The following is a 21,508-nucleotide window of genomic DNA, read 5'->3' on the forward strand; positions in this document are numbered from 1 at the left end:
GATGAAACGACATCTGTTGTTGGGCACGGTGATTCTGCTTGGGCTGGGCGGTTATGCGTCGGATCTGTTCGCTGACGATCAGGAAGCCTTGAAAGCCTTCGGCGCGGTGCAGAAAGTCTTCCAGAGCCCGCGTTGCCAGAACTGTCACATCCCCGGGGATTCACCGTTACAGTTCGACGCCGGCATTCCCCACGCCATGAGCGTGGTGCGCGGCATGGACGGCAAGGGCGCCGCCGGTTTGCCGTGCGCCACCTGTCACGCCGAAAGCAATCCGCCGGCCAGTTACGGCCCTCACGCGCCACCGGGGGCGCCGCACTGGAGCCTGCCGCCAGCCGCCCACAAAATGGCCTGGATCGGCCTGCCGCCGGATCGCTTGTGCGCGATGATCAAGGATCGCGCCAACAACGGCGACCGGGATTTCGCCGCGCTGATCAAGCACGTCAACGAAGACAAACTGGTGCTCTGGGGCTGGAATCCGGGGGCAGGGCGCGCGCCGGTACCGGTGCCGCACGATATCTTCGTGACCCAGTTCAAACTGTGGGCCGATGCAGGCGGGCCATGTCCGGTGGCCGGCGGATGAGAAGTTGAGGCATTGCTGATTCGGTCTACGCTCAAGTGCATCGACGACAAAGGAGTGTGTGATGCTGGTACCCGGCAAACCCGCCAATGAAGCTGTCCGTATTCAAGCGCTGCAGGATCTGAAACTGCTCGACACGGCACCGGAGGAGCGTTTCGACCGGTTGACGCGGCTGGCCAAGCGTCTGTTCAACGTGCCGATCGCGCTGGTCACGCTGGTGGACAAGGATCGGCAGTGGTTCAAGTCCTGCGTGGGCCTGGACGCCACCGAAACTCCACGGGACGTTTCGTTCTGTGGCCACGCGATTCTCAAGGACGAACTGCTGCTGGTGCGCGATGCCCGCGAGGACGAGCGCTTTCACGATAATCCGCTGGTGATCGGCGACCCGAACATCCGCTTCTACGCCGGTTATCCGCTGACCGTGCCCAACGGCAACAAGATGGGCACGCTGTGCCTGATCGACACCAAACCCCGCGAACTCGACGACGAAGAGCGCGACCTGCTGCGTGATCTGGCCGGCATGGCCGAGCAGGAGCTGATGGCCGTGCAGATGGCGAGCATGGACGAGTTGACGCTGCTGTCCAATCGTCGCGGCTTCAAGATGCTGGCCCAACACGCGCTGGATGCCTGCGCACGCCTGGAAAAACCGGCGACGCTGCTGTTTTTCGACCTCAATGACTTCAAGCAGATCAACGATCTTTACGGTCATGCCGAGGGCGACAGCGCGCTGAAGAACTTCGCCGATGTGCTGCGCATCGCCTTTCGCGAGAGCGATGTGGTCGGGCGTCTGGGCGGCGATGAGTTCGTGGCGCTGCTGACCGGCTCAAGCCACGTCGAAACCACGGCGATCATGGCGCGCCTCAAGGAAATCCTCGAAGAGCGCAATGCCACGTTGCACCGCGGTTACGCGATTCGCTTCAGCGTCGGCCAGATCGAATACAACCCGCAGCGCCATGACACCGTGGACAAGCTGCTGGCGGATGCGGATGCAGCGATGTATGAGCACAAGCAGGCGTTGAAGCGTTGTTAGTGCTTTCAAGGCCTGTAACGACATCGATCTGGCATTAAAAGGTACTTTTACTGTCATTCCTGACAGGTGCCGAAGTGACCGCGTCAACGTAATAGTACGAGGGTGCAGCGCATACGTTGCCCCTTTCGAACTCCCCGAGATATAGATGAAGTTCTTCGGAAGAGAGAAAGGATTGTCTTTCAGGAGAAGAACGATATGACCAGTCAGAGTAATTCGATCCTTGTTGCCGGTCCCGGCGAGCTTGACCCGCAATTCGCAGCACAGGGTGTTCTCGATATTCCAAGCGGTGAAGGATCAATCAGAGCGATTGTCGCAGATGGCCAAGGTGCTTACCTGGTCGCTGTCTGGGTTTCAAGTCAGTGTTGGCTCTATCGCATTTTTTCAGACGGCGGGCTGGATACTCAGTATGGCCAGAACGGGGTCAGCAAATGGTCGTTTGTTCCTGGTGTTGATTCCCTGCCGACCGAACTCATCATGCAGCCGGATGGCAAGGTTATTTTGCTTGGGAAAGTGGGGGATGATCCGTTTAAGCGTCAGACTGCGATTACCCGGTTCAACGTGGGCGGTAGTCCTGACCTTGTCTTTCGCACCAGGGTGTTACCGGATATTGATATGTCGCTTCCTGCGGGATGTCTTCAAGCTGACGGAAAAATACTGGTACTGGTGAACCGGCTCAACAGCAGCACTACCGAGCACGAACTGGTGCTATATCGCTTTATGTCCACCGGAGATCCTGATGGCGCATTCGGTGGGCAGGGCTTTGTGAATATCCTATTCAATGACGAGCGATCTGACGGCAAAAGCGTTGCTGTCACCGACGATGCAAAAATCCTCGTGGGAGGCACCGTCACAAGAGACACCAAAACAACGAAGGCGGTGGGCAGGTTTCACTCTACAGGTGCTCTTGACTCGTCGTTCGGCAGAGCAGGGTATTGGGAGTCGGCAAGCGGTCTCGCGATGGGGAAAATGATTGTCGACGGAGACACGATTATCTGTGTGGGCAATGCACAGGTGAATGGTAGTTCAGTCGCAGCCGTATCCCGAGTGACGGCTGAAGGTGTGACAGATCCTGCCTTCAATAATGGCACAGCCGCGACTATTGATATTCGGGCGGACTTTCCCGGGTTATATGTGATTTGCCGGTCAGTCGTTGTGCAGTCGGATAAGGGCATTGTCTTCGCTGGAGAGGCGGGGGGGAGTATAAAGGCTTACGTGGGGCGCCTCAGCGCGGGTGGGGCGATTGATTCTGGCTTCGGCGATCAAGGGCTTTTCCAGCGGGTTGAGGAAAGTCTGGTGTACGACGTGTGCATTCAATCGGGTCGGCAGAGACTCCTTGTCGCCAGTGACTTGGGAAATACATCCCGACTTCCGCAAGTACTGGGGATCCGACTTTAATCTGGCTCCATCGAGGGCCGTATCAGTAGAAATTCGACGTAGGCGAGTTTCTACTGATGTCCTTGGCTGCTATTTGGCAAACAACTGCCCGATATCCTTGAACGCCTTGAACTCCAGCGCATTGCCGCACGGGTCAAACAGAAACATCGTCGCCTGTTCGCCCACCAGTCCCTGAAACCGGATTCCCGGCTCGATCACAAACCGCGTGCCCAGTGACGTCAGACGCTCGGCCAGCGCATGCCATTCCTCCATCCCCAGCACCACACCGAAATGCGGCACCGGCACGTCGTGCCCGTCCACGGCGTTGGTGTGCGCGGCTTCCTGTGACGCGTTCTTCGGCGCCTGGTGAATCACCAGTTGATGCCCGAAGAAATTGAAGTCGACCCAGTGATCGCTGGAGCGACCTTCCTCGAGTCCGAACACTTCACGGTAGAAATGTCGGGCAGCGGCGAGGTCGTACACCGGAATGGCCAGATGGAAAGGGCTGAGTGACATAGGCGCGGTCTCTATCAACGGTTGGGATGAACTGAGTCTAGCGCTGTGCTTTTCGATTGAAAGACGATAGTTTTTGCGCCGAGCTCAAATTATTTCGATCAGTCGAGGCGCCCATGCTGCGTGAACTGAAAACCTTTCTGGCAGTGGCGCGGCATGGCACGTTTGCCGCCGCCGGCCTGCATATCGGCCTGACGCAATCGGCGGTCAGCGCGCAGATCCGCAATCTGGAGCAAGCCTTGGGCGTGCGTCTGTTCGATCGCACCGGGCGACAGGCGATCCTTAATCCGGCCGGGCAGCGCGCAGTGCCGATGGCGCAGGAAATGCTCGCCACCTTCAGCCGCATGGCGATCAGCGAAGATGTCGGCGAGTTTCGCGGTGAGCTGAAAATCGGCGCCGTGGCGACCGCGCAAACCGGGCTGTTGCCTCAGGCGCTGTTGCGTTTGCGGCAACAGGCGCCGGGCGTGGAACCGAAACTGGTGCCCGGCGTGTCGCTGAACCTGTTGAGTCAGGTGGATGCCGGGGAAGTCGATCTGGCGATCATGATCAAGCCACCGTTCGAATTGCCCAAGGAGCTGTCGGTGCAGGTAATTCGCCGTGAACCGTTCGTGTTGATCGTGCCGCTGGAGGTTGAGGGCGATGATCCGCTGCAACTGCTGGCGGAGCATCCTCACGTGCGTTATGACCGCAACTCGTTTGGTGGACGGCTGGTGACGCAGTTTCTGCGTGAGCAGCGGATTGATGTCCAGGTAGCGCTCGAGCTGGATGAGCTCGAAGCGATCGTGAAGATGGTCGAGTGCGGGCTCGGGGTTTCGTTGTTGCCCAGGGCCGGTTTGTGGCTCGAGCATCCGTTGAAGGTGAGGGTGATCGAACTGGGAGAACTGACGTTTTATCGGGAGATGGTGGTGTTGCAGCGTTACAGCCAGCGTTCTCAACCCATTCAACAATTGTTCGCCCGTTGCCTGGAATCGCAGGCATGAAAAAGCCCGCCAATCGGCGGGCTTTTTATCGGCAGCGCGAAGATTACTCTTCGATGTTGCCCATGGCGGTGGTGTTGAAGCCGCCGTCCACGTACATGATTTCACCGCTGATGCCCGACGCCAAGTCGGAGCACAGGAAGGCGCCGGCGTTGCCGACTTCTTCGATGGTGACGTTGCGGCGCAGCGGGGTTTGCGCTTCGTTGGCGGCCAGCATCTTGCGGAAGTTCTTGATGCCCGAAGCTGCCAGGGTGCGGATCGGGCCGGCCGATACGCAGTTGACGCGGGTGCCGTCCGGGCCCAGGGAACCGGCCAGGTAACGTACGCCGGCTTCCAGCGAAGCCTTGGCCATGCCCATCACGTTGTAGTTAGGCATGGTGCGCTCGGCGCCCAGGTACGACAGGGTCAGCAGGCTGCCGTTGCGGCCTTTCATCATTTCGCGACCGGCTTTGGCCAGGGCCACGAAGCTGTAGGCGCTGATGTCGTGAGCGATGCGGAAACCGTCACGGGTGGTGGCTTCGGTGAAGTCGCCGTCCAGTTGGTCGCCCGGGGCGAAGCCGACGGAGTGCACGATGCAGTCCAGGCCGTCCCACTTCTTGCTCAGTTCTTCGAAGACCTTGGCGATTTCTTCATCGCTGGCCACGTCGCACGGGAAGCACAGCTCAGGGCTCGAACCCCAGCCCTGTGCGAACTCTTCTACGCGACCTTTCAGTTTGTCGTTCTGATAAGTGAAGGCAAGCTCAGCGCCCTCGCGATGCATGGCGGCAGCGATGCCGGATGCGATGGACAGCTTGCTGGCGACACCGACGATCAGTACGCGCTTACCGGCGAGAAAACCCATGTGTTGCTCCTCTTTCAGGTTATTGCGCAGTGGCTGGTGCCAGGAAAGCGGCCTCCAGCAACTGCTGTGTATACGGATGTTGGGGGGCGGCAAAGATACTTTGCGCGTCTCCCTGTTCGACCACTTGGCCATGCTTGACCACCATCAGCTGGTGGCTCAGCGCTTTCACAACAGCCAGGTCATGGCTGATGAACAAATACGTCAGGTTGTACTTGGCTTGCAGTGAACGCAACAGCTCCACCACTTGCCGCTGCACCGTCCGGTCGAGGGCCGAAGTCGGCTCGTCCAGCAGGATCAGCGCCGGTTTGAGCACCAAAGCCCGGGCTATGGCAATCCGCTGCCGTTGCCCACCGGAAAATTCGTGGGGGTAGCGGTGCCGGGTTTCCGGATCCAGACCTACCTCCTTCAATGCCGCAATAATCGCCGCTTCCTGCTCGGCGGCGGTGCCCATCTTGTGGATCCGCAGGCCTTCGCCAACGATGTCATTCACGCACATCCGCGGGCTCAGGCTGCCAAACGGATCCTGAAACACCACCTGCATCTCCCGACGCAGCGGCCGGACTTCGCTTTGCGTCAGGCAGTCTAGCTGCTTGCCTTCAAAACGGATCGCACCTTTGCTGCCGATCAACCGCAGGATCGCCAGACCCAGGGTGGATTTACCGGAACCGCTTTCTCCCACAATCCCCAGGGTCTGACCCTGAGGCAGGCTGAAATTGATGCCGTCCACTGCCTTGACGTGATCCACCGTGCGCTTGAGCAGGCCTTTCTTGATCGGGAACCAGACTTTCAGATCCTCGACTTCAAGCAGCGGCGCCCCGATTTTATTGCTCGCCGGGCCTCCGCTGGGCTCCGCGCCAAGCAGTTCCCGAGTGTACGGATGCTGCGGCGAACGGAACAGCTCTTCGCACGATGCCTGTTCGACGATGCAACCGCGCTGCATGACACATACTCGATGCGCAATTCTTCGCACGAGGTTCAAATCGTGACTGATCAGTAACAGCGCCATGCCCAATCGGGCCTGCAATTCCTTGAGCAGGTCGAGGATTTTCAGCTGAACGGACACGTCCAGTGCGGTGGTCGGTTCGTCGGCGATCAGCAATTCCGGCTCGTTGGCCAGGGCCATCGCAATCATCACCCGCTGGCGCTGGCCACCGGACAATTCGTGGGGCAGGGCCTTGAGCCGTTTGTGCGGCTCGGGGATGCCGACCATCTCCAGCAACTCCAGCGTGCGCTTGGTTGCGACTTTGCCGGTCAGGCCCTTGTGGATGCCCAGCACCTCGTTGATCTGCTTTTCGATCGAGTGCAACGGGTTGAGCGAGGTCATCGGCTCCTGAAAAATCATCGCGATTCGGTTGCCACGAATGTGACGGATGGTCTTTTCGCCCAGCTCCAGCAGGTTTTGCCCGGAATAGTTGATGCTGCCGGCCGGATGCCGCGCCAGCGGGTAGGGCAGCAGGCGCAGGATCGAATGCGCCGTCACCGACTTGCCCGAGCCTGACTCGCCCACCAACGCCAGGGTTTCGCCGCGCTTGATGTCGAAACTCACGCCTTCGACCACCCGTTGCACGCGATCACCGATGCCGAACTCGACGGCCAGGTCGCGGATTTCGATCAGATTGTCCTGATTCATGTCACTTCCTCGGGTCGAAGGCATCGCGAGCGGACTCGCCGATGAACACCAGCAAACTCAACATCAGCGCCAGCACCGCAAACGCGCTCATGCCCAGCCACGGCGCCTGCAGGTTGGATTTGCCCTGGGCCACCAGCTCACCCAGCGACGGACTGCCGGCGGGCAAGCCGAAACCGAGGAAGTCCAGCGCGGTGAGGGTGCCGATGGCGCCGGTCAGGATGAACGGCATGAAGGTCATGGTCGAAACCATGGCGTTGGGCAGGATGTGGCGGAACATGATCGCGCCGTTCTGCATGCCCAGCGCCCGTGCGGCGCGCACGTATTCGAGGTTGCGCCCGCGCAGGAACTCGGCGCGCACCACGTCCACCAGGCTCATCCACGAGAACAGCAGCATGATTCCCAGCAGCCACCAGAAATTCGGCTGGACGAAACTGGCGAGGATGATCAGCAAGTACAACACCGGCAAACCCGACCAGATCTCCAGAAAGCGCTGGCCGGCCAGATCGACCCAGCCGCCATAGAAACCCTGCAAGGCGCCGGCGATGACGCCGATGATCGAGCTGAGCACGGTCAGGGTAAGGGCGAACAGCACCGACACCCGGAAGCCATAGATGACCCGCGCCAGTACATCGCGGCCCTGATCGTCGGTGCCCAGCAGGTTGACCGCCGACGGTGGGGCGGGGGCCGGGACTTTCAGGTCGTAGTTGATGCTCTGGTAGCTGAACGGAATCGGCGCCCACAGCACCCACGCGTCCTTGGCCTTGAGCAGTTCGCGGATGTACGGGCTCTTGTAGTTGGCTTCCAGCGGGAATTCGCCGCCGAAGGTGGTTTCCGGGTAGCGCTTGATCGCCGGGAAGTACCAGTTGTTGTCGTAGTGCACCACCAGCGGCTTGTCGTTGGCGATCAGTTCGGCACCGAGGCTCAGGCCGAACAGGATCAGAAACAGCCACAGCGACCACCAGCCACGCTTGTTGGCCTTGAACAGTTCGAAGCGCCGGCGGTTGAGAGGGGACAGGTTCATCTCAATGCTCCCGGCTGGCAAAGTCGATGCGCGGATCGACGAGGGTGTAGGTGAGGTCGCCGATCAGTTTCACCACCAGCCCCAGCAGGGTGAAGATGAACAGGGTGCCGAACACCACCGGGTAATCGCGGTTGATCGCCGCTTCGAAGCTCATCAGACCGAGGCCGTCGAGGGAGAAGATCACTTCCACCAGCAACGAACCGGTGAAGAAGATGCCGATGAACGCCGACGGGAAACCGGCGATCACCAGCAGCATCGCATTGCGGAACACATGGCCGTAGAGCACGCGGTGGCGGGTCAGGCCCTTGGCCTTGGCGGTGACCACGTACTGCTTGTTGATCTCGTCGAGGAAGCTGTTTTTGGTCAGCAGGGTCATGGTCGCGAAGTTGCCGATCACCAGCGCCGTCACCGGCAGCGCCAAGTGCCAGAAGTAATCGAGGATCTTGCCGCCCAGGCTCAGCTCATCGAAGTTGTTCGAGGTCAGGCCGCGTAAAGGAAACCAGTCCAGATAACTGCCGCCGGCGAACACCACGATCAGCAGAATCGCAAACAGAAACGCCGGGATCGCATAACCGACGATGATCGCCGAACTGGTCCAGACGTCGAAATGACTGCCGTGCCGCGTGGCCTTGGCGATCCCCAGCGGGATCGACACCAGGTACATGATCAGCGTGCTCCACAGCCCGAGGGAGATCGATACCGGCATCTTTTCCTTGATCAGGTCGATGACCTTGGCGTCGCGGAAGAAGCTGTCGCCGAAATCCAGCTTCGCGTAGTTCTTGACCATGATCCACAGACGTTCCGGGGCCGACTTGTCGAACCCGTACATCTTCTCGATTTCCTTGATCAGCGCCGGGTCCAGGCCTTGCGCACCGCGATAGGAGGAGCCGGCCACCGACACCTCGGCACCGCCGCCGGCAATGCGGCTGGTAGCGCCTTCGAAGCCTTCGAGCTTGGCGATCATCTGCTCCACCGGCCCGCCGGGCGCGGCCTGGATGATCACGAAGTTGATCAGCAGAATGCCGAACAGGGTCGGGATGATCAGCAGCAGTCGCCGAAAAATGTACGCCAGCATCTGATTACTCCGTGCCCACAGGGTCGGCTTGCAGTTGGGTTTCGACTTCTACCGCAGGTTTCGCATCGGGTTTGACCCACCAGGTGTTAATGCCGATGTCGTACTTGGGGGAGACTTTCGGGTGGCCGATGTGGTTCCAGTACGCCACGCGCCAGGTCTTGATGTGCCAGTTCGGGATCACGTAGTAACCCCATTGCAGCACACGGTCGAGGGCGCGGGCGTGGGCCACCAGGCTTTTGCGCGAATCGGCGTTGATCAGGTTCTCCACCAGATGATCGACTACCGGGTCCTTGAGGCCCATCGAGTTGCGGCTGCTGGCCTTGTCGGCCGCAGCGCTCATCCAGAACTCGCGCTGCTCGTTGCCCGGCGAATTGGACTGCGGGAAGCTGCCGACCATCATGTCGAAGTCTCGCGAGCGCACGCGATTGACGTATTGCGACACGTCGACACGGCGAATCACCAGATCGATGCCGAGGTCGCTGAGGTTGCGCTTGAACGGCAACAACACGCGTTCGAATTCGGTCTGGGCCAGGAGGAATTCGATGACCACCGGTTTGCCGGTGGCGTCGACCATTTTGTCGTCGACGATTTTCCAGCCAGCCTCTTGCAGCAACTGATATGCCTCGCGCTGTTGCGTGCGGATCATGCCGCTGGCGTCGGTTTTCGGATTTTCGAAGGCTTCGCTGAACACCTGCGCCGGCAGCTTGCTGCGGAACGGATCGAGGATCGCCACCTGCTCTGCATCAGGCAGGCCGGTGGCAGCCATTTCCGAGTTTTCGAAGTAACTGCGGGTGCGCGCGTAAGCGCCGTTGAACAATTGCTTGTTGGTCCATTCGAAGTCGAACAGCAGGCCGAGGGCCTGGCGTACCCGCACGTCCTGAAACACCGGACGGCGCAGATTGAAGACGAAGCCCTGCATGCCGGTCGGGTTGCTGTTGGCAATCTGTTCCTTGATCAGCCGCCCCTCGGTCACTGCCGGCACGTTGTAGGCGTTGGCCCAGTTTTTCGCGGCCATTTCCAGCCAGTAATCGAACTGCCCGGCTTTCAAGGCTTCCAGTGCGACGGTGTTGTCGCGGTAATAGTCGGTGGTCATCACGTCGAAGTTGTAGAAGCCGCGATTCACCGGCAAATCCTTGCCCCAGTAATCCTTGACCCGCTCGTAACGCACCGAACGCCCGGCCTTCACTTGGGTGACCTTGTACGGGCCGCTGCCGAGAGGAATTTCCAGGTTGCCCTTGTTGAAATCACGCTCGGCCCACCAGTGTTTCGGCAGCACCGGCAATTGGCCAAGAATCAGCGGCAGTTCGCGGTTGTTGGTGTGCTTGAACTTGAACAGCACCTTGAGCGGGTCTTCGGCGATCACTTCCTCGACGTCGGCGTAGTAGCCGCGATACATCGGCGCACCTTCCTTGGTCAGCGTCTGGAAGCTGAACACTACGTCTTCGGCGCGGATCGGATGGCCGTCATGAAACTTCGCTTCGGGACGCAGGTAGAAGCGTACCCAGCTGTTGTCCGGGGCTTTTTCGATTTTGCCGGCGATCAGGCCGTATTCGGTGAACGGCTCGTCCAGGCCCTGTTTGGCCAGGGTGTCGTAGATCAGGCCGATATCGTCCGCCGGCACGCCTTTGCTGATGAACGGATTGAGGCTGTCGAAACCGCCGAAGCCGGCCTGGCGGAAGATCCCGCCCTTGGGCGCGTCGGGGTTCACGTAATCGAAGTGCTTGAAGTCGGCGGGGTATTTCGGCGGCTCGTTGTACAGGGTCACGGCGTGTTGCGGGGCGGCACAGGCCAGCCCGGCGAACAGCAGACCGCTGGCCTGCACGAGCAGGGCGCGGATAGGCTTCATCGATCTTTCTCCGAAGATTTCAGCCACCACGCGCTCAGGCCCAGGGTGTAGGGCGGCGTAGTGACGAAGGCGAACCGGTTGCGGTACGCCAGACGGTGATAATTGAGGTACCAGTTGGGAATGCTGTAGTGCTGGCAGAGCAGCACGCGGTCGAGCGCCTTGCCGGCGGCGACCTGCTCATCGCGTGTGCGGGCGGCGAGCAATTGCTCAAGCAGATGATCGACCACCGGGTTGGCGATACCCGCGTAATTCTTGCTGCCCTTGACCCCGACCTGGCTGGAGTGAAAGTACTGCCACTGTTCCAGCCCGGGGCTGAGGGTCTGGTTGAGGGTCATCAGGATCATGTCGAAATCGAACTGGTCCAGACGCTGTTTGTACTGGGCGCGATCCACCGTGCGCAGGCGCGCGTCGATGCCGATGCTGTTGAGGTTCTCGATGTACGGCTGGAGGATCCGCTCAAGATTCGGATTGACCAGCAACAGCTCGAAACGCAGCGGCTGGCCGGCGGCGTTCTGCAGGCGCTGGCCGTTGAGCTTCCAGCCGGCCTCGGCCAGCAACGCCAGGGCTTTGCGCATGGTTTCCCGGGGAATGCCGCGCCCATCGGTCTGCGGCAGCGTGAACGGTTCGGTGAAGAGGCGCGCCGGCAGTTGATCCTTGTACGGCTTGAGCATCAGCCATTCATGGCCGACCGGCAGGCCGACGGCGCTGAATTCGCTGTTGGGGTAATAGCTGGTAGTGCGTTTGTAGGCGTCGCTGAACAGCGCGCGATTGGTCCATTCGAAGTCGAACATCAGGCCCAGGGCTTCGCGCACCTTGATATCGGCAAAGGCCGGGCGCCGGGTATTCATGAACAGGCCCTGGCTCTGGGTCGGGATCTGGTGCGGGATCTGTGCCTTGATCACGTCGCCGCGACGGATCGCCGGGAAGTTGTAGCCGTTGGCCCAGTTCTTCGCCTGATGCTCGATATAGATGTCGAACTCGCCGGCCTTGAACGCTTCGAAGGCCACATCGCTGTCGCGGTAGAACTCGACTTCCATGCGCTCGACGTTGTACTTGCCGCGATTGACCGGCAGGTCCTTGCCCCAGTAGTCCTTGACCCGCTCGAAAATCAACTGCCGCCCCGGCGTGACCGAGGTAATGCGGTACGGCCCGCTGCCCAGCGGCGGCTCGAAGGTAGTGGCCTTGAAGTCGCGACCCTTCCAGTAATGCTGGGGCAGTACCGGCAATTCGCCGAGGCGCAGGATCAGCAACGGATTGCCGCTGCGCTTGAGCACAAACCGGATGCGCTGCGGGTTGAGGATATCGACGCGGAGCACTTCCTGAAGGGCGGTGCGATACAGCGGATGACCTTCCTTGAGCAGCAGGCGATAGGAGAACGCCACGTCGTACGCGGTGATCGGCGTGCCATCGTGGAAGCGCGCTTGCGGGCGCAGATTGAACACCACCCAGCTGCGATCTTCGCTGTACTCCACCGATTGGGCGATCAGGCCGTAACTGGAGGCCGGCTCGTCCCCCGACGGCGCGTATTGCCCGGTGCCGACCATCAATGGCTCGTTCAGCTCGTTGATGCCGTATTGCAGGAAATTCGCCGTGGTGACCGGGCTGGTGCCCTTGAAGGTGTAGGGGTTGAGCGTATCGAAGGTGCCAAACGCCATCACCCGCAAGGTGCCGCCCTTGGGCGCTTGCGGGTTGACCCAGTCGAAGTGGGTAAATCTGGCCGGGTACTTGAGCGTGCCGAACTGCGCATAACCGTGGCTTTCGGTGATCGTCGCGCTGACGGGGGAGCTCAAGGCCAGGCTGATCAGGAGCAGGAGGAGGGGACGCTTCAAGTCAGATCCGATCCAGGCGGCTTGGGCTTTGTGGGCCGTACAGTAACAGCTTGTATGGACAGGAAAAAGACAGAGGTTAATGTGGGGTTAATCGACAAGGCCAAGAGCCCCTCACCCTAGCCCTCTCCCGGAGGGAGAGGGGACTGACCGAGGTGTTTATGAGATGTACGCCGACCTGAAATATCGAGCCGAGCTCAGGATTGGAAAAGCCCCCAATCGGCTCCCTTTACCCCTCGCCCCCTTGGGGAGAGGGCTGGGGTGAGGGGTGGATCTTAATGGCACCGCAAAATTCGAACCAAAAAAAGCGCCTGAAATTCAGGGGCTCTTTGTCAGTGCGGCTGGTAGACCGTGAGCATCTGCCCAGGCTTGAGTGCCTTGCCGGCGCCCGGATTCCAGCGCTTGAGGTGTTGCATCTCGACGTTGAAGCGCTTGGCCACCACGTACAGCGTGTCGCCGCGTTTGACCTTGTACTGGGTCTGCTGCTTGCTGTCGTCCTTGTCTTTGGCCTTGCTGCTGGTTTTGCTGTTGGCAGCGACGACCGTATTGATGCGTCCGCCACTCTTGCGGGTAGGCGTGCGCTGGGTGGTGTCGCGCATGACCAGAGTCTGGCCGACCTTGAGGTTCTTGCCGGTCAGCTTGTTCCAGCGTTGCAGGTCCTTGACCTCGACCTTGTTGGCCTTGGCGATGGAGCCGAGGTTGTCGCCGCGCTTGACCCGATAGGCGCGCTTGGCCTGAGCGATCTCGCTCGGGTCGGCGCCTTCGAACACCGGTTTCAGCGAACGCGGGCTGATCAGCTCTTCAGGACGCATGGTCTGCAGGCTGGCGGTCAGCAGTTGCGCCTTCGACGTCGGCACCAGCAGGTGCTGCGGGCCGTCGATGGTGGTGCGCTGCTTGAAGGCCGGGTTGAGCTGGAATAGCTCGTCTTCGTCGATGTTGGCCACCGCTGCGACCTTGGACAGGTCCATGCGCTGGTTGATTTCGACGACCTGGAAATACGGTTCGTTGGCGATCGGGTTGAGGTTCACGCCATAGGCTTCAGGCGTCAGGACCACTTGCGAGAGCGCCAGCAGTTTCGGCACGTAAGCCTGGGTTTCCGCCGGCAGCGGCAGGTTCCAGTAGTCGGTCGGCAGGCCGAGCTTTTCGTTGCGCTCGATGGCGCGGCTGACTGTGCCTTCACCGGCGTTGTACGCGGCCAGGGCCAGCAGCCAGTCACCGTTGAACATGTCGTGCAGGCGGGTCAGGTAGTCCATCGCTGCGGTGGTCGAGGCGGTGATGTCGCGACGGCCATCGTAGAAACGGGTCTGACGCAGGTTGAAGTAACGCCCGGTGGAAGGGATGAACTGCCAGAGGCCCACCGCGTCGGCCCGGGAATAGGCCATCGGGTTGTAGGCGCTTTCGATGACCGGCAGCAGGGCCAGTTCCAGCGGCATGTTGCGTTCTTCGAGGCGCTCGACGATGTAATGAATGTAGAGGCTGCCGCGTTCGCCGGCGTTCTCGAGGAAGGAAGGGTTACTGGCGAACCACAGGCGCTGTTGTTCGATGCGCGGGTTCACGCCCAGACCTTCCTGCAGCTGGAAACCGCCGCGCATGCGCTCCCAGATGTCCTGAGGCACCTGCGGGCTGGGCTTTTCCGACAACCAGATAGGCTTCTGCTTGGCTCGCGCAGCAATGTTCGGCGTATGTGTCGCTTCAGTCTGCGGAGCATGGCTGGAACAGCCCGCCAGTGTGGCGGACACAGCCACCGCGATGGCTTGCGCCAGGCGGGTCAAAGCATCTGAATTGACGGACTTACGTATGGATGACGACATTGGCTGGAAGTAAGTTCCGGGCAAAAATGTCGGGCGATTCTAGAAAGCGCACCCCCTGCGGTCAACCATTCAGAATTTTTGTACCAGGCAGGGAGCCACTTAGAACGTATCTTTCCATGCCCGCAGAGCCGCAAAAACCTCACTCGGCGCCCGGTTTTGAGGGCCGTTCCGTTCGTCCACTTTTTGTGTAACTAATATTTCACCGGTGCGCAAAAAGGGGTTTGTGAGCTTTTCCAGCGCGAGGGTCGAGGGCAGGGTCATCACGCCGCTGGCACGTTGCTGGCTGACTTTTTCCAGACGGGCGGCGATGTCCCGGTTGCCCGGCTCCACGGCAGCGGCGAATTTCAGGTTGCTCAGGGTGTATTCGTGGGTGCAGTAGACCAGCGTGTCTTCCGGCAGCGCTGCCAGACGGCTCAACGAATGGTGCATCTGTTGCGGCGTGCCTTCGAACAGGCGGCCGCAACCGGCAGCGAACAGGGTGTCGCCACAGAACAGCAGGCCATGATGGTAGTAGGCGATGTGTCCCAGGGTGTGGCCGGGCACGGCATAGACGTCGAAGTCCCAGCCGAGCACGCGCACCGTGTCGTTGTCCTTGAGGGCCACGTCGCGCCCCGGGATGCTTTCGCTGGCCGGTCCGTAGACCGTGGCGCCGCTTGCCTTCTTCAGCGTTTCGACGCCGCCGACATGGTCGTGGTGATGGTGAGTGATAAGAATGTCGCCGAGCACCCAGCCCGGATGCGCGTCGAGCCACGCCTGCACGGGGGCGGCATCCCCCGGATCGACCACTGCGCAACGCTGGGTGGCATGATCCTGTAACAACCAGATGTAGTTGTCGGTGAAGGCGGGCAGGGCACTGATCTGTATCATCGTCGAATTCGCCAAGCGGGTAACATTGGCGCATCTTAGAGGTTCCTGGCGTGTTGGAGAATGCAATGATCGATAAAGCGTTCGCTCAGGCCGATCCTGACTGGCTCGCGCTGATCGGTGCAGCCCGTGAATGGCTGTCCGGCCCCCTCGGGCAATTTCTGCTGGACGAAGAACGGCGCATGCTCAAAGACGAGCTGGGGCGGTTCTTCGGCGGCTATCTGGTGCATTACGGCCCGTCCGCCGAAACACCGCCGTCGGCGCCGCAGGTGCAGCGCAATGTGCGGCTCGGCGCGCCGTTGCCGGGCGTGGAGATCGTCTGCGAAGAGCAGGCCTGGCCGTTGAGCGAGCACGCCGCCGACGTGGTGGTGTTGCAGCACGGCCTGGATTTCTGTCTGTCGCCCCACGGCCTTTTGCGCGAAGCGGCCAGCAGCGTGCGCCCCGGCGGGCATCTGCTGATCGTCGGCATCAACCCCTGGAGCACCTGGGGGCTGCGCCATGTATTCGCCCATGATGCGTTGCGTCAGGCGCGCTGCATCTCGCCGTCACGGGTGGCGGACTGGCTCAACCTGCTGGGCTTCGCGCTGGAGAAACGCCGCTTCGGGTGCTATCGTCCGCCGCTCGCGTCACCCAAGTGGCAGGCCCGTCTGGCCGGCTGGGAACGCAAGGCCGGCGACTGGCAACTGTCGGGCGGCGGCTTCTATCTGCTGGTCGCGCGCAAGATCGTGGTCGGCCTGCGTCCGGTGCGCCAGGAACGCCGCGAGCCGATGGGCAAGCTGATTCCGCTGCCGATGGCCAAGGTCAACCGCCGGCGCATCGAACCGTAAACCTTCTTTTATTGATGGCCGGGTTAATTCCCGGCCTCGGCCATTGTCGATCCGTGATCGGCGAGGCCACGCATTTTTCTGGATAGACTGGCATGAGCGAAAGCGTCGATAGCGTAGAACTGTTCACTGACGGCGCCTGCAAGGGCAACCCCGGTCCGGGCGGCTGGGGCGCCTTGCTGGTGTGCAAGGGCGTCGAAAAGGAACTGTGGGGCGGCGAAGCCAATACCACCAACAACCGCATGGAACTGCTCGGCGCGATTCGCGGCCTGGAAGCCCTCAAGCGTCCGTGCGAAGTGCTGCTGGTGACCGACTCGCAATACGTGATGAAGGGCATCAACGAGTGGATGGCCAACTGGAAAAAGCGCGGCTGGAAAACCGCCGCCAAGGAGCCAGTCAAAAACGCCGACCTGTGGAAAGAGCTCGACGAACAGGTCAACCGCCACAAGGTCACCTGGAAATGGGTCCGTGGCCACATCGGCCACCACGGCAACGAACGCGCCGACCAGTTGGCCAACCGTGGAGTGGATGAGGTTCGCGGTTACAAGCAGAGCTGAGTCCTTACCACTGAAACCCTCCCGGCGAGCGTGTTAACATCGCCGTTTTTGCACGATTGACCCCCGTTGAGAGCTGAACACTGATGGCCACCAGATCCGTTGTACTCGATACCGAAACCACCGGCATGCCGGTGACCGACGGCCACCGGATTATCGAAATCGGTTGTGTCGAGCTGATCGGTCGACGCCTGACGGGCCGGCACTTTCACGTTTACCTGCAACCGGATCGCGAGAGTGACGAAGGCGCGATCGGCGTTCACGGCATCACCAACGAATTCCTGGTCGGCAAGCCGCGTTTTGCCGAGGTGGCCGACGAGTTCTTCGAGTTCATCAACGGCGCGCAGCTGATCATCCACAACGCGGCGTTCGACGTTGGCTTCATCAATAACGAATTCGCCCTGATGGGCCAGCAGGATCGTGCGGACATCACGCAGCACTGCACGATCCTCGACACCCTGATGATGGCCCGGGAACGTCACCCGGGTCAGCGCAACAGCCTCGATGCCTTGTGCAAACGCTACGGCGTCGACAACTCCGGCCGTGAGCTGCACGGCGCATTGCTCGACTCGGAGATTCTCGCCGACGTTTACCTGACCATGACCGGTGGCCAGACCAGCCTGTCGCTGGCCGGCAACGCCTCCGATGGCAATGGCACGGGCGAGGGCGCGGACAACTCCGCCACCGAAATCCGTCGTCTGCCGGCAGATCGTCAACCGGGGCGAATCATTCGCGCCACCGAAGCCGAGCTGGCCGAACACCAGGTGCGTCTGGAAATCATCGCCAAGTCGGCCGGCGCCCCGGCGCTGTGGACCCAGCTGCTGGAAGCCGAAGCCCAGGCGTAATGCAAAAAAGGATCGTCCGGACACTCAAGCCGTGTCTGGACGATCCTTTGTTTTTGGCAGTACTGACAACTGGCCACCCTCGCCACATCGGCTCCGACCCTCTACCCTGAGGACATTGGCAGATCACTCTCCGCCGCCTCAGGACACTGAGCCCCATGTACAAAGATCTGAAGTTCCCGGTATTGATCGTCCATCGCGACATCAAGGCCGACACGGTTGCCGGTGACCGCATCCGCGGAATCGCCCGAGAGCTGGAGCTGGAAGGTTTCAGTATCGTTTCGGCCACGGACTACACCGAGGGCCGGCTGGTGGCGTCGACCCACCATGGTCTGGCGTGCATGCTGATCGCCGCCGAAGACGCCAGCACCAATTCCCATCTGTTGCAGAACATGGCCGAACTGATCGGTCTGGCCCGGGTGCGGGCGCCGGATCTGCCGATCTTTGCCCTTGGCGAGCAAGTCACCCTGGAAAATGCCCCGGCCGATGCCATGGCCGAGCTCAACCAGTTGCGCGGCATTCTCTACCTGTTCGAAGACACGGTGCCGTTTCTCGCCCGGCAAGTGGCGCGGGCGGCGCGCAAATACCTGGACGGGCTGTTGCCGCCATTCTTCAAGGCGCTGGTGCAGCACACCGCCGATTCCAACTATTCCTGGCACACCCCCGGTCATGGCGGTGGCGTGGCGTATCACAAGAGCCCGGTGGGGCAGGCGTTTCACCAGTTCTTCGGGGAAAACACCCTGCGTTCGGATTTGTCGGTGTCGGTGCCGGAGTTGGGCTCGCTGCTCGACCACACCGGGCCACTGGCCGAAGCAGAAGCGCGAGCCGCGCGTAATTTCGGCGCCGATCACACCTTTTTCGTGATCAATGGCACCTCGACCGCCAACAAGATCGTCTGGCACTCGATGGTCGGGCGCGATGATCTGGTGCTGGTGGATCGCAACTGTCACAAGTCGGTGTTGCACGCGATCATCATGACCGGTGCGATTCCGCTGTACCTGTGTCCGGAACGCAATGAGCTGGGGATCATCGGCCCGATCCCGTTGAGTGAATTCAGCCGCGAATCGATCCAGGCCAAGATCGATGCCAGCCCGTTGACCAAGGGCCGCGAACCGAAAGTCAAACTGGCGGTGATCACCAACTCGACCTACGACGGTCTCTGCTACAACGCCGAACTGATCAAGCAGAGCCTGGGCAACAGCGTCGAAGTCCTGCATTTCGACGAAGCCTGGTATGCCTACGCGGCGTTTCACGAATTCTTTGCCGGCCGTTACGGCATGGCCACCTCGCGCAGCGAGGACAGTCCGCTGGTGTTCACCACACATTCCACCCACAAACTGCTGGCGGCGTTCAGTCAGGCTTCGATGATCCATGTGCAGGACGGCGGCGCACGGCAGCTGGATCGCGACCGTTTCAACGAAGCATTCATGATGCACATCTCGACGTCGCCGCAGTACAGCATCATCGCCTCGCTGGACGTGGCGTCGGCCATGATGGAAGGCCCGGCCGGCCGCTCGCTGTTGCAGGAAACCTTCGACGAAGCCCTGAGCTTTCGCCGGGCGCTGGCCAATCTGCGCCAGCACATCGCCGCTGATGACTGGTGGTTCTCGATCTGGCAGCCACCGGGTGTCGAGGGCATCGACCGGGTGCAGACCCAGGACTGGCTGCTGCAACCGGATGCGGACTGGCACGGTTTCGGCGAGGTCAGCGACGACTACGTACTGCTCGACCCGATCAAGGTCACTCTGGTCATGCCGGGCCTGACCGCCGGCGGCGCTTTAAGCGACAAGGGTATTCCGGCGGCAGTCGTTAGCCGTTTCCTGTGGGAGCGCGGATTGGTGGTGGAGAAAACCGGCCTGTATTCATTTCTGGTGCTGTTCTCCATGGGCATCACCAAGGGCAAGTGGAGCACGCTGCTGACCGAACTGCTGGAGTTCAAGCGCAGCTACGACGCCAACGTCAGCCTCGATACCTGCCTCAAGTGTGTCGCGCAGGAAGATCCTGTGCGCTATCGCGGCATGGGCCTGCGCGATCTGTGCGATCAGCTCCACGCCTGCTATCGCAGCAACGCCACCGCCAAACATCTCAAACGCATGTACACCGTGCTGCCGGAAATCGCCATGAAACCGGCCCACGCTTACGATCAACTGGTGCGCGGCGAAGTCGAGGCAGTGCCGATCGACGAGCTGGAAGGCCGAGTGGCGGCGGTGATGCTGGTGCCTTATCCGCCGGGGATTCCGCTGATCATGCCCGGCGAACGTTTTACCGAATCCACGCGCTCGATCATCGAATACCTCAGGTTTGCCCGCACGTTCGACGCAACGTTTCCGGGGTTCGTGGTCGATGTGCACGGTCTGCAACACGAAGATGAGGGCAATGGGCGGCAATACACCGTCGATTGCGTCAAGGAATGAGGGCTTTTCCGAGTATGCAACCGGTCATGAATCCGAAATACCCAGGGTTGTCGGTGCGAGTCGCCGACGACGGTTTTGCGGCTTACATCTGGGGCAGCGATTTCAGCTTCGAGGTGGCCGCTTACGGCACGGCCGAAATCGGCAAACCAGTGGCGCAATGGGCCGTGACGCCCATCGTGCCGTATCGCAAGTGCTACGGCATCGATCCGGAGGAGTTCAGCAGTTTTCGCGATGCCGCCGACAGTGCGATTTTCATGGCGTATCTGGAGGACGAGCCGGTTGGTCATCTGGTGATCAGTACCAACTGGAACGGCTTCGCCCATATCGATGAACTGGCGGTGCACGCCCCGGCGCGGCGCCATGGCGTGGCCAAGGCCTTGCTGGATGTGGCGCAGTTCTGGAGTCGCAAGAAAAAACTGCCGGGGATCATGCTGGAAACCCAGAACAACAACCTCGGCGCCTGCCGCCTGTATGAGCGTTGCGGGTATGTGATCGGCGGCATCGACCACCTGCGTTATCGCGGCATCGATCCGAACACCGCCGAAGTGGCGCTGTTCTGGTATCGATTGTTCGATAACCCGCTGGAGCATCCGATCAGTTCGCCAGCATCGCCTCGGCTTGTTCCGTGACGATCCCGAGCAGCGTCTGAATCGCCGCTGACGGCGTGGCGTGTTTGAAGGTCAGGGCATAGAGGCTGATCGGCACCGCCGGCGACAGCGGGCAGACGTCGAGACCCCCCGCCCGTGCGCCAAGGGCGGTGAACGGGTCGACGATCGCCAGCCCTTCGCCGGCCTCGACCATGCTGCGCATCATCTGGTGGGTCTGCACCCGGGTCTGGATGGTCGGCGCCGGGCGCAGGGCCTGGAGCTTGTTTTCCAGGGCCGGACTCAGCGGGTCCTGGCCTTCGAGGCCGACCATCGCCTGACCGGCCAGATCCTGCAGCGAAATGTACTTCTGTTTCGGTTGCAGCCAGCCGTGCGGCGCAAGCAATTGCAACTTGCCCTGGGCCAGTGGCTGGCAATCAATGTCGGGGTGTTGTGGGTCGTGCAGGCTCAGGCCCAGATCGCTGTCGCGCAGCAGCAGGTGGCGGACGATGTCGCGGGTCGGTTCGCTGAGCAGGGTGCAGGGCACGTCTGGCAAGCGACGGCGCAGGGCGGCGAGACTTTGCGGCAGCAGTTGCTGGGCCAGCGGCGGGGTGCCGATGATCCGCAGGGGCGGGGCGAGGTATTGCTTGAGGCTGCTGGCCAGCCGTTGCACCGGCTCCAGCGCTTCATAGATGTGGCCGATCTCGACTTGCAGCGCCCGGGCCTCCGGGGTTGGCTGAAGTCGTCCGCGTACGCTGGCGAACAGCATGAAACCAAGCTGACTCTCGGCTTCGCGCAAACGCTCTTCGACCTCGGGCGCCGCTAGTTGCAGCCATTCGGCGGCGGTGCCCACGTGACCGGTCTGCAAAAGCGCCTGAATCACTTCGATATGACGTAAACGCATG

19 protein-coding genes are annotated in these 21,508 nt (G+C 61.0%); 9 read left to right on the forward strand and 10 right to left on the reverse strand.

Features of this window, described 5'->3' with window-relative positions:
- Position 1 precedes the first annotated feature (1 nt).
- The 3 genes from K5E37_RS02810 (at position 2) to K5E37_RS02820 (ending at position 3,002) form a co-directional block, all read left to right on the forward strand.
- Entirely contained in the window at positions 2–580 is a 579-nt protein-coding gene (locus tag K5E37_RS02810) for a hypothetical protein (protein ID WP_221533082.1), read from the forward strand.
- Positions 581–641: 61 nt separating this feature from the next.
- Entirely contained in the window at positions 642–1,607 is a 966-nt protein-coding gene (locus tag K5E37_RS02815; RefSeq protein WP_221533083.1) for a sensor domain-containing diguanylate cyclase, read from the forward strand.
- Between the two features lie 195 nt (positions 1,608–1,802).
- Positions 1,803–3,002 carry a hypothetical protein gene (locus tag K5E37_RS02820; RefSeq protein WP_221533084.1) on the forward strand — a complete coding sequence of 400 codons (1,200 nt, stop codon included), beginning with the start codon at positions 1,803–1,805 and terminating at the stop codon, positions 3,000–3,002.
- Positions 3,003–3,071: 69 nt separating this feature from the next.
- On the opposite strand, the gene K5E37_RS02825 is transcribed toward K5E37_RS02820, so the two are convergent.
- Positions 3,072–3,497 (reverse strand): VOC family protein, encoded by a 426-nt coding sequence (locus tag K5E37_RS02825; protein WP_221533085.1) that lies wholly within the window; start codon positions 3,495–3,497, stop codon positions 3,072–3,074.
- Positions 3,498–3,610: 113 nt separating this feature from the next.
- Here K5E37_RS02825 and K5E37_RS02830 point away from each other — a divergent pair, with 113 nt between their 5' ends.
- Positions 3,611–4,474, forward strand: a complete 864-nt coding sequence (locus K5E37_RS02830; protein WP_221533086.1) for a LysR family transcriptional regulator — start codon at positions 3,611–3,613, stop codon at positions 4,472–4,474.
- A gap of 43 nt (positions 4,475–4,517) precedes the next feature.
- Here the strand turns inward: K5E37_RS02830 and fabI are convergent, their stop codons facing one another.
- The 8 genes from fabI to gloB form a co-directional block, all read right to left on the reverse strand.
- Positions 4,518–5,312 (reverse strand): enoyl-ACP reductase FabI, encoded by a 795-nt coding sequence (fabI, locus tag K5E37_RS02835; RefSeq protein WP_007956947.1) that lies wholly within the window; start codon positions 5,310–5,312, stop codon positions 4,518–4,520.
- A 19-nt stretch (positions 5,313–5,331) separates the two neighbouring features.
- On the reverse strand, positions 5,332–6,942 hold the full coding sequence (locus K5E37_RS02840) for an ABC transporter ATP-binding protein (RefSeq protein ID WP_221533087.1): 1,611 nt from the start codon (positions 6,940–6,942) through the stop codon (positions 5,332–5,334).
- 1 nt (position 6,943) lies between these two features.
- Positions 6,944–7,963: an ABC transporter permease gene (locus K5E37_RS02845; protein ID WP_221533088.1), complete on the reverse strand. Its 1,020-nt coding sequence runs from the start codon at positions 7,961–7,963 to the stop codon at positions 6,944–6,946.
- Between the two features lies 1 nt (position 7,964).
- The gene (locus K5E37_RS02850; protein WP_064595496.1) at positions 7,965–9,038 is read right to left on the reverse strand and encodes a microcin C ABC transporter permease YejB; all 1,074 of its coding nucleotides are present in this window, start codon (positions 9,036–9,038) and stop codon (positions 7,965–7,967) included.
- Between the two features lie 4 nt (positions 9,039–9,042).
- Complete coding sequence (locus K5E37_RS02855) at positions 9,043–10,884, reverse strand: extracellular solute-binding protein (protein ID WP_221533089.1); 1,842 nt, start codon at positions 10,882–10,884, stop codon at positions 9,043–9,045.
- Entirely contained in the window at positions 10,881–12,713 is a 1,833-nt protein-coding gene (locus K5E37_RS02860; protein ID WP_221533090.1) for an extracellular solute-binding protein, read from the reverse strand. Before K5E37_RS02860 ends, K5E37_RS02855 begins: the two co-directional genes overlap by 4 nt.
- A gap of 329 nt (positions 12,714–13,042) precedes the next feature.
- A complete protein-coding gene (locus tag K5E37_RS02865; RefSeq protein WP_127797698.1) occupies positions 13,043–14,521 on the reverse strand; it encodes a transglycosylase SLT domain-containing protein in 1,479 nt (492 codons plus the stop codon).
- Between the two features lie 99 nt (positions 14,522–14,620).
- Entirely contained in the window at positions 14,621–15,388 is a 768-nt protein-coding gene (gloB, locus tag K5E37_RS02870) for a hydroxyacylglutathione hydrolase (protein ID WP_221533091.1), read from the reverse strand.
- Between the two features lie 65 nt (positions 15,389–15,453).
- Here gloB and K5E37_RS02875 point away from each other — a divergent pair, with 65 nt between their 5' ends.
- The 5 genes from K5E37_RS02875 to K5E37_RS02895 all read left to right on the forward strand — a co-directional run bounded on the left by K5E37_RS02875 (position 15,454) and on the right by K5E37_RS02895 (position 20,648).
- Positions 15,454–16,212 carry a methyltransferase domain-containing protein gene (locus tag K5E37_RS02875; RefSeq protein WP_221533092.1) on the forward strand — a complete coding sequence of 253 codons (759 nt, stop codon included), beginning with the start codon at positions 15,454–15,456 and terminating at the stop codon, positions 16,210–16,212.
- 92 nt (positions 16,213–16,304) lie between these two features.
- Positions 16,305–16,766, forward strand: coding sequence for a ribonuclease HI (gene rnhA / locus K5E37_RS02880; RefSeq protein ID WP_003224162.1), 462 nt, complete (start codon positions 16,305–16,307; stop codon positions 16,764–16,766).
- 83 nt (positions 16,767–16,849) lie between these two features.
- On the forward strand, positions 16,850–17,608 hold the full coding sequence (gene dnaQ, locus K5E37_RS02885; RefSeq protein ID WP_115077416.1) for a DNA polymerase III subunit epsilon: 759 nt from the start codon (positions 16,850–16,852) through the stop codon (positions 17,606–17,608).
- A gap of 155 nt (positions 17,609–17,763) precedes the next feature.
- Entirely contained in the window at positions 17,764–20,019 is a 2,256-nt protein-coding gene (locus tag K5E37_RS02890) for an Orn/Lys/Arg decarboxylase N-terminal domain-containing protein (RefSeq protein WP_221533093.1), read from the forward strand.
- A gap of 14 nt (positions 20,020–20,033) precedes the next feature.
- The gene (locus tag K5E37_RS02895) at positions 20,034–20,648 is read left to right on the forward strand and encodes a GNAT family N-acetyltransferase (RefSeq protein WP_085648926.1); all 615 of its coding nucleotides are present in this window, start codon (positions 20,034–20,036) and stop codon (positions 20,646–20,648) included.
- Here K5E37_RS02895 and K5E37_RS02900 read toward each other — a convergent pair.
- Positions 20,614–21,507, reverse strand: a complete 894-nt coding sequence (locus K5E37_RS02900) for a LysR family transcriptional regulator (protein WP_085608956.1) — start codon at positions 21,505–21,507, stop codon at positions 20,614–20,616. The two genes, K5E37_RS02895 and K5E37_RS02900, sit on opposite strands and share 35 nt — an antisense overlap.
- Position 21,508 lies beyond the last annotated feature (1 nt).

Source organism: Pseudomonas sp. RIT778 (genome assembly GCF_019718735.1).
GTDB lineage: Bacteria > Pseudomonadota > Gammaproteobacteria > Pseudomonadales > Pseudomonadaceae > Aquipseudomonas > Aquipseudomonas aphyarum.

What these genes read in the sequence shown, in the direction of transcription:
- K5E37_RS02810 (WP_221533082.1), top strand. Translation starts at nt 2, where the DNA reads ATGAAACGACATCTGTTGTTGGGCACGGTGATTCTGCTTGGGCTGGGC.
- K5E37_RS02815 (WP_221533083.1), top strand. Translation starts at nt 642, where the DNA reads ATGCTGGTACCCGGCAAACCCGCCAATGAAGCTGTCCGTATTCAAGCG.
- K5E37_RS02820 (WP_221533084.1), top strand. Translation starts at nt 1,803, where the DNA reads ATGACCAGTCAGAGTAATTCGATCCTTGTTGCCGGTCCCGGCGAGCTT.
- K5E37_RS02825 (WP_221533085.1), bottom strand. Translation starts at nt 3,497, where the DNA reads ATGTCACTCAGCCCTTTCCATCTGGCCATTCCGGTGTACGACCTCGCC.
- K5E37_RS02830 (WP_221533086.1), top strand. Translation starts at nt 3,611, where the DNA reads ATGCTGCGTGAACTGAAAACCTTTCTGGCAGTGGCGCGGCATGGCACG.
- fabI (WP_007956947.1), bottom strand. Translation starts at nt 5,312, where the DNA reads ATGGGTTTTCTCGCCGGTAAGCGCGTACTGATCGTCGGTGTCGCCAGC.
- K5E37_RS02840 (WP_221533087.1), bottom strand. Translation starts at nt 6,942, where the DNA reads ATGAATCAGGACAATCTGATCGAAATCCGCGACCTGGCCGTCGAGTTC.
- K5E37_RS02845 (WP_221533088.1), bottom strand. Translation starts at nt 7,963, where the DNA reads ATGAACCTGTCCCCTCTCAACCGCCGGCGCTTCGAACTGTTCAAGGCC.
- K5E37_RS02850 (WP_064595496.1), bottom strand. Translation starts at nt 9,038, where the DNA reads ATGCTGGCGTACATTTTTCGGCGACTGCTGCTGATCATCCCGACCCTG.
- K5E37_RS02855 (WP_221533089.1), bottom strand. Translation starts at nt 10,884, where the DNA reads ATGAAGCCTATCCGCGCCCTGCTCGTGCAGGCCAGCGGTCTGCTGTTC.
- K5E37_RS02865 (WP_127797698.1), bottom strand. Translation starts at nt 14,521, where the DNA reads ATGTCGTCATCCATACGTAAGTCCGTCAATTCAGATGCTTTGACCCGC.
- gloB (WP_221533091.1), bottom strand. Translation starts at nt 15,388, where the DNA reads ATGATACAGATCAGTGCCCTGCCCGCCTTCACCGACAACTACATCTGG.
- K5E37_RS02875 (WP_221533092.1), top strand. Translation starts at nt 15,454, where the DNA reads ATGATCGATAAAGCGTTCGCTCAGGCCGATCCTGACTGGCTCGCGCTG.
- rnhA (WP_003224162.1), top strand. Translation starts at nt 16,305, where the DNA reads ATGAGCGAAAGCGTCGATAGCGTAGAACTGTTCACTGACGGCGCCTGC.
- dnaQ (WP_115077416.1), top strand. Translation starts at nt 16,850, where the DNA reads ATGGCCACCAGATCCGTTGTACTCGATACCGAAACCACCGGCATGCCG.
- K5E37_RS02890 (WP_221533093.1), top strand. Translation starts at nt 17,764, where the DNA reads ATGTACAAAGATCTGAAGTTCCCGGTATTGATCGTCCATCGCGACATC.
- K5E37_RS02895 (WP_085648926.1), top strand. Translation starts at nt 20,034, where the DNA reads ATGCAACCGGTCATGAATCCGAAATACCCAGGGTTGTCGGTGCGAGTC.
- K5E37_RS02900 (WP_085608956.1), bottom strand. Translation starts at nt 21,507, where the DNA reads ATGCGTTTACGTCATATCGAAGTGATTCAGGCGCTTTTGCAGACCGGT.